7 protein-coding genes are annotated in these 6,963 nt (G+C 69.0%); 4 read left to right on the top strand and 3 right to left on the bottom strand.

Annotation, left to right across the window (positions count from 1 at the left end; genetic code table 11):
• The first annotated feature begins 437 nt into the window (after positions 1 to 437).
• From MTP10_RS41720 to MTP10_RS41705, 4 genes are all read left to right on the top strand, one after another.
• On the top strand, positions 438 to 1,412 hold the full coding sequence (locus tag MTP10_RS41720; protein ID WP_310717443.1) for a helix-turn-helix domain-containing protein: 975 nt from the start codon (positions 438 to 440) through the stop codon (positions 1,410 to 1,412).
• A 143-nt stretch (positions 1,413 to 1,555) separates the two neighbouring features.
• Complete coding sequence (locus tag MTP10_RS41715) at positions 1,556 to 1,972, top strand: RNA-binding S4 domain-containing protein (protein WP_310717442.1); 417 nt, start codon at positions 1,556 to 1,558, stop codon at positions 1,970 to 1,972.
• Positions 1,973 to 2,496: 524 nt separating this feature from the next.
• Entirely contained in the window at positions 2,497 to 3,684 is a 1,188-nt protein-coding gene (locus tag MTP10_RS41710; RefSeq protein ID WP_310717441.1) for an RNA ligase RtcB family protein, read from the top strand.
• Entirely contained in the window at positions 3,681 to 3,824 is a 144-nt protein-coding gene (locus tag MTP10_RS41705; protein WP_310717440.1) for a hypothetical protein, read from the top strand. Before MTP10_RS41710 ends, MTP10_RS41705 begins: the two co-directional genes overlap by 4 nt.
• A gap of 115 nt (positions 3,825 to 3,939) precedes the next feature.
• Here MTP10_RS41705 and MTP10_RS41700 read toward each other — a convergent pair whose 3' ends face one another.
• The 3 genes from MTP10_RS41700 to MTP10_RS41690 form a co-directional block, all read right to left on the bottom strand.
• Positions 3,940 to 4,953, bottom strand: coding sequence for a LuxR C-terminal-related transcriptional regulator (locus MTP10_RS41700; RefSeq protein ID WP_310717439.1), 1,014 nt, complete (start codon positions 4,951 to 4,953; stop codon positions 3,940 to 3,942).
• A gap of 64 nt (positions 4,954 to 5,017) precedes the next feature.
• A complete protein-coding gene (locus MTP10_RS41695) occupies positions 5,018 to 5,227 on the bottom strand; it encodes an MbtH family protein (protein ID WP_310717438.1) in 210 nt (69 codons plus the stop codon).
• Positions 5,228 to 5,257: 30 nt separating this feature from the next.
• Positions 5,258 to 6,963, bottom strand: a 1,706-nt coding sequence (locus MTP10_RS41690) for a condensation domain-containing protein (RefSeq protein WP_310717437.1), incomplete at its 5' end; no start/stop codon positions are given.

The following is a 6,963-nucleotide window of genomic DNA, read 5'->3' as shown; positions in this document are numbered from 1 at the left end:
AGCCTGCGGACCTTGACCGGTTGTGTCACCTGGCCCCCCGAGCGCCGATCGAACGTGATCAGCACCATCCAACCGGCAAGGGCGCTCTACACGCCAACCCGGCGATCATTTCCGGTCACAGCACTAGGTACGGGGCGTTCCGCGGGCCGCTATCGCAGTCAGAGTTGGAGCGAGAGTCTTTCTGAACGACGCGAACCGGGCATTGGCGCAGGCAAAGCGCCGGGAGCACAAGCGGCGGGAATCCGCTAGCTATAGACCGTCTTGAGACCGCCTCCCGAAGCAACCGTCACCCGGGTTGGCGAACGCTCAGCGCACGATCTCGTATGGGTGTTCCCAAGGCTGCGTCTTCCTAAGATGCTCGTTAGCCCCATCTCTCCCGATGGGACCGACAGCACGCGAGGTGCGGGAGGTACGCGGTGTCGCTCGACGGTCCAGCTGTGGCCATTCTGGTCTACGCTGGCGCGGGCAGCTTCGACTACATCACCATCAACGAGATCTTCGGCGTCGACTACTCCGCACGGTTCGGCTCCTGGTACCGGACGAAGGTCTGTGCCGTCACGCCCGGCCAGGTCGAGCTCGACGGCGGGGTCAGCGTTCACGCGCCGTACGGGCTTGAGGATGCGGAACAGGCGGGCCTGCTGATCGTTCCGGGATGGATTCCGGAGGACGCCGTCCCACCCGCGGCGTTGCTGCGGACCTTGCGCCACGCACACCGGCGCGGCGCGCGGATCATGTCGATCTGTACCGGCGCCTTCATCCTCGGACACGCCGGTCTTCTCGACCGCCGTCGGGTCACGACCCACTGGTCGACGGCCGGGCTGCTCGCCACGCTGTTCCCCACCGCCGCCGTCGACCCGCGCGCCCTGTTCGTCGACGATCGCAGCATCCTCACCGCTGCGGGCATGTCAGCCGGCATCGACCTCGCCCTGCATGTCGTACGGGGTGACTTCGGCGCGGACGCCGCCGCCGCCCTCGCCCGCAGGCTGGTGCTCGCCGGCTACCGGAGTGGGGGCCAGGCCCAGTTCGTCGACGTCCCGCTCAGCCCCGACCCCGGCGACCCGCTGCCGGATCTCCTCGACTGGATGCGCCGGAACCTGGACCAGCGGTGGTCCCTGCGCTCGATGGGCGCACGCGTGCACATGAGCCCGAGGACGCTGACCAGACGATTCGAGCGCCTCACTGGCACTACCCCGCAGAAATGGCTCACGCGGGAACGGATACTCGCTGCGCAGCGGCTCCTTGAGGCGGGCGACGAACCGATCGGGAGGATCGCCGCGCTGACCGGCATCGGATCAGCCAGCAATCTGCGCCAGATCTTCCGTCGCGAGGTCGGCATCTCGGCCCAGCAGTATCGCGCGAGATTCCGTTCACGCCGGAACACGAACCGCCCGCCGGCTGGTCACCCCTCCTGACGGCTCGCTCGACGACGTCTTCGGGTAATGGGTGGGCCGCGGTTACCGATCGGGCTCGATCACGGCTGCGCCACGAAGAAGGGGAACGCGCCGAGGGTCATGTCCACGGACGTGACCCTCGGCCCGCTCAGTACAGTGTCAGAGTGGCAGGTGAGCAGCTGAGTGTGCGAGTGGACAGCTGGATCTGGTCAGTACGGCTCACCAAGACTCGTTCGATCGCGTCCGACGCCTGCCGGGGCGGTCACGTCCGGGTCAACGGGGTGCGGGTCAAGCCAGCGCACGCCGTACGGGTCGGAGACGAGCTCCGGCTGCGGCACGAGGGGCGCGAACGTATCGTGGTCGTCTCCCGGACCATCACCAAGCGGGTCGGCGCCGCCGTGGCCGCCGAGTGCTACGTCGACAAGAGCCCTCCGCCCCCTCCTCCCGAGGAGACCGTGACGGTGGCCGTCCGGGCTCGTGGCGCGGGCCGTCCCACCAAACGCCAACGCCGCAGCATCGACAAGCTGCTCGCAAGCCCGACGGTGGAGGGGCACGAGGGCAGCCGGCCGCGCCCGGAGTGATCGAGCAGATCGCATCGACCTGGATGCGCGGAGCCGACCGAAGTGTGCGGCGCAACCCAAGATCGCCCTGTACGACCTGGAGCGCGGGCTGGTCACCGCCATGTTCTCCGGCAGTACACCGGTCAACCTGATGGTCCTCGTGCCGGACTTCGAGACGTTCGCCGCGCGGGCCATGACGGCGGGAGCGCGCCGTCCGCCCGGTGGAGACGCAAGCGGTGATCGTCTTCGGACTGTGGATGTGGTGTCCGGGGTAGTCATCGCGCAGCACGAAGGTCGCGGCACCGATCCGGAACCCGGCGTGTGCGATCTTGTCCCGCTGCCGTGTGTGTTGATGTCCGGCCCGCACGTCCATGCGTGGCGTGGTGCCCGTACGGCTGAAAATCGCTTGCCCGGCATGGCAGGGCTCAGGGAATGTGATGTCCATGAGGCTCTGACGGACAGCACCCCGCTACTTCGAGATGCCGCGGCGCCGACCCACGCCGTGATGCCGCCCGCCCATACCCTGTTCAGTGAAGAGAGCTTCTTTGTCCCAGCAACACTCCCGGCCGGAGGTCCTGCCGCCGTCCGCTCCGGCCAGCGTCACCGTGTTCGCCTCCCCCACAAGCTGGATCGAGTCCGATGCCGTCGCGCAGTGCCATCAGGTGGCCGCCCTCGACGGCATGATGCACGTCGCCGCCATGCCGGACCTGCACCCCGGCAAGGGCGCTCCCATCGGCGCCGCCATGGCGTCGGCCATCTTGTACCCGTTCCTGGTGGGCTCCGACATCGGTTGCGGCATCGCCGTGTTCCCCGTCAAGCTCAAGCGCGCCGTACCCGAGAAGCTCGCCGCCCGGTTCCCCGACCTCGATCGCGCGCTGCATCCTGAACGAGATGCCGACGATCCCGCCTGGGCCGTCATGAAGGGTGATGTACCCGCTGGTCACGTCGAGGGGCTCGGGACGGTTGGCCGGGGCAACCACTTCGTCGAGCTGGCGCGGGTCGGAGCCATCTTCGAGCCGGGCCACGCGAGCCGTCTCGGCCTCGCCGCCGGCGACCTGGTTCTCATCGTCCACAGCGGTTCCCGGGGACTGGGCGAACGGATCCTGCGGGAGCACACCGCGGTCCACGGCGCGGGTCCCGCCCCTGATCCCGGCGCCTACCTGGCGATGCATGACGAGGCCGTACGGTGGGGGTCGCTCAACCGGCGGCTGCTGGCCGCCCGGGTCGCCCACGCGCTGGGGACCGAGCCCACTGAGCCGATCCTCGACCAGTGCCACAACCTGGTCGAGCTCCGTGACAGTGTCTACCTGCACCGCAAGGGAGCGGCGCCGGGTGACGGCCGCGACGTGCTCATCGCCGGTACGCGCGGCACCCCGTCCTACCTTGTGGCCGCGCATGCCGGGCCGGAAGCCGGCCACTCCGTGGCGCACGGCGCGGGGCGCAAGATGTCGCGTGCGGACGCCCTGCGCCGTGGGCGGGCCAAGCACACTGTCGACGAGCTGCGTCGCACGCCGATGGGGTCGGTGGTGGTGTGCGGCGACCGCCAGCTCCTCTTCGAGGAGGCGCCGACGGCCTACAAGCGCATCGAGCAAGTGATCGCCGACCTCGTCGACCACGACCTGGCCACGCCCGTGGCCACCACGATCCCTCTGGTCACCTACAAGACCCCCGACCTCGGGTCGGCGCCTCAGAGGGACCACCGGGACCAGCGCCGCAAGCGCGGCCGGCCGTGAGCGTACAGGACGCGCAGGATCTCCATCCGCTGCCGCATGGCGAGCGGCAGGAGCGCGGCCTCCGCATCGAGCGGCAGCGGGAGCCGGAGACGTCGGTGGCGGCGGTGGCGTCGGCGGCGGCGGCGGTGCTGCCGCGGTGAGCGGGGTGAGTTCCGAGTACGGGCACGAGCAGTCGTCTCATGGGCTGAAGCCTTCTCGGAGAGGGGGTGGGGATGAGGGGCCCGGCCGCGCCGCGAAGCCGCATGGAGCGACCGCTCAGAGCACGTGCCTTTCCAGAGGCTCTCTTGCCAGCAGCCCCAGCTTGGTGACCTTCACGGCCGCCTGGAATCGTGTCTCCACGCCCAGGCGCTCCAGCAAGGTCGAGATGACGCGACTGAGCGTCCTGGACGATACGTTGAGTCTTCGTGCGATCGCTTCGTCCTTCGCGCCGATGGCGAGCATCCTGATGATCACTTTTTCCTGAGCGGACAGGATGCGGTCCACGCGGTCCGCGTGGTCCAGCACGCTCGCCATCGGGACGGCCTCGGACCAGTGGTAGGCGAACACCGCGTACATCGACCTGACCACTTCCATGCTGTGAATGGCCATGACGCCGAGAGAGGTGTCCTGCGGGTCGATGGGCAACAGGGCCAGGTCGTCGTCCATGAGGGTCATGCCGAGCGGCAGGTAGCCCCCGACCCGGATGTCGGCCCCATGACGCATCGCCTCCACGCAGTAGTCACGCATCGCGGAGTCCGCCACCACGTGGCCGGCATAGAGGATCTGCATCTTGACGCCGCGGGACAGGGCCTGAGCCGCCCTCGACAACATGTCGTTCGTGGCGTCGATCGCCGGCGCGCTGGGATGGATCGCCAGCTCCTGCTGCTTGACCAGGGAGGATCGATGATCGAGGAACTCGCTCAGCTCCGTCGAGGTTCGCAGCAGCTCGACGTTCACGCTGTTGTCGCGCCGCTCGCCGTACGAGAAGTCCCGCAGCAGCATGTGCAACGTCTCGCGGCAATGGCCGAGCCGCCGATGGTAGCTGGCCGCGAGGTTCCGCTCCAGGTCGAGCAGCCGGAAGAGCGCCGTGTCCGGGTTGACGATGATGTATCCCGCCGGCGCCTGCGCGGAGGGGACGAGCAACCCGAGCTGTTCCAGGCACATGATGGCCGCCTCGATATCGACTATCTCGGCGCCCACTTCCGCCGCCACGGAGGGTGAGTCCCACGACGCCCGCGATCCCGCGGTCCGGTAAAGCAGCGACGCCAGCCCGTTTCGCACGTCCGACATCGTCGAATCTTTCACCAGATCCTCACCTTTCCAGGAACGGGTGTGGTGCAGGGTGACCCCCGGCTCACCCTGCCGATTCCGCGCCTCCCGCGAAGGGGCGCATATCGCTCCAGTTCTTCTCGATGAACTCCAGGCATTCCGCGCGTCCGGACGGCCCGAACGTGACCGTCCAGCCGTCGGGCACGTCGATGTCCACCGGCCACAGCGAATGTTGTCCGGCGGCGTTGACGAGGGCTTCGTACTCGCGCCCGGGGTCCTCGAAGGGATTGGTCATCAGGCTTCCTCCGTTGTCGTGCCGACACCCTCACGCATCTGTCTCCTCGGCGGCGGCCGCGTGCGCGACGAACCCCCGCAGGGCTTGGAACCAGCGCTCGGCCAGTGACCGGACGGCCTCTTCCGGGACTGCCTCCGCGTCCCAGGTCCAGATCGCCACCAGTTGCGGTCCGTCAGCCGAGTCCTGGGTGATGGCGTTCACCTCGACCTGATGGGGCAGGGCCAGGTCCGGGGCGCGCGTGCCGCGGATGGCCTGCGTGCCAGGAGCGGGCGCCCAGCTCTCAGCCTCGTCGCCGAGCCTGATCCGCCCGAGATAGTTGAAGCCGATCCGCGGCCGTGGGCGGCCGGCCAGTCGCGATCGGGTCCGCTCGTTCAAGTAGCGCAGCAGGCCGAACCCGATGCCGTTGTCAGGGATCGCCCGCAGTTGCTCCTTGACCCGCTCGAAGGCGGTTCCCGCCGCGGCCGTGCCGGCACACATCGCCTGCCAGTCCACCTGCCCCGGGTCGAGGCGGACGGGAAACATGCTGGTGAACCAGCCGACCGTGCGGGACAGGTCCGTGTCCGGGACGATCTCCTCGCGCCCGTGTCCCTCGACGTCGATCAGGACGGCCGAGCCGGCAGCGCCGTCCCCTCGTCCGCGCCACTGTCCGACGGCGAGCGCGAGCGCCGTGAGCAGCACCTCGTTGACCCTCCCTCGCAGGACCGCGGGCACCTTGGTCAGCAGGTCGCGGGTGGATGCGGGGGAAAGGGTCAGTGTCAGGTGGCGTGCGGTGGCGACGGCCTCGGCATCGCCACCGCTGTCGCTGTCGCTGTCGCTGTCGCTGTCGCCGAGCGGCGGGTCGGCGGTCTCCAGGATGTCGCTCCAGAGCTCCAGCTCCCGCTCGCGCGCCGGGCTCATCGCCTCGGAACGGAGTCTCTCCGCCCACTGCCGGAAGGAGGTCGCCACGGGTGGCAGGGCCACCGGCGAGCCGGCGCTGACCGCCTCGTACGCAGCCGCCAGGTCCGGGAGCAGGACGCGCCACGAGACCCCGTCCACCGCGAGGTGGTGGATCATGATCAGCAGCCGGCCGGGACGGGTCGGACCGGCGTCGAACCAGATGATCTCGGTGACCGCGCCGGCCCAGACGTCAAGGCGGCGGGAGGCTTCCGACCGGTGTGCCGTGATCGTCCGCGCGAGCTCGGCCGCCGGGAGTCCCGCCACGTCGATTCGCCGGACGCAGGACGCGCCGGGAAGCCGGTCCGGCGGATTCACGTGGAGTGACCACGCGCCGTCGGCTTCCGAGAGTTGTAATCTCAGCGCGTCGTGATGCCTCTGGACGTGTCCCAGAGCGGCGCGCAGGTGATCGAGGTCGAGATCGGGCGGCGCCGTCACGACGGTGCTCTGGCTGAAGTCGTCGATCGATCCGCCGAGATCGCGAAGCCAGTGCATGATCGGTGTGAGCGTCACGGGGCCCGTTCCGCCGTCCACGAACGGGGCCGCCGGCTTGTCGGCGTCCTCCACCAGGGAGACGAGCTCCCTCACCGTCTGGTGTTGCAGCAACTGCCGCGGGCTGAACGTCAGCCCTTCCTTCTTGATCCTGGCCAGCAGCTGGATCGCGATGATGGAATCCCCGCCGAGGTCGAAGAAGTTGTCGTCGACGCCGACCCGCTCCAACCCGAGCACCTCAGCGAACAGCCGGCACAACAACGCCTCCCGCTCACCACCCGGCCCGCGATCCGAGACCCGATAGCCAGGAA

It is taken from the genome of Nonomuraea sp. 3-1Str, from assembly GCF_031570565.1.
In the GTDB taxonomy this organism is placed as follows: Bacteria; Actinomycetota; Actinomycetes; order Streptosporangiales; family Streptosporangiaceae; genus Nonomuraea.
The sequence above is the reverse complement of the archived record's forward strand: the minus strand, read 5'-3'. Positions and strand labels throughout refer to the sequence as shown.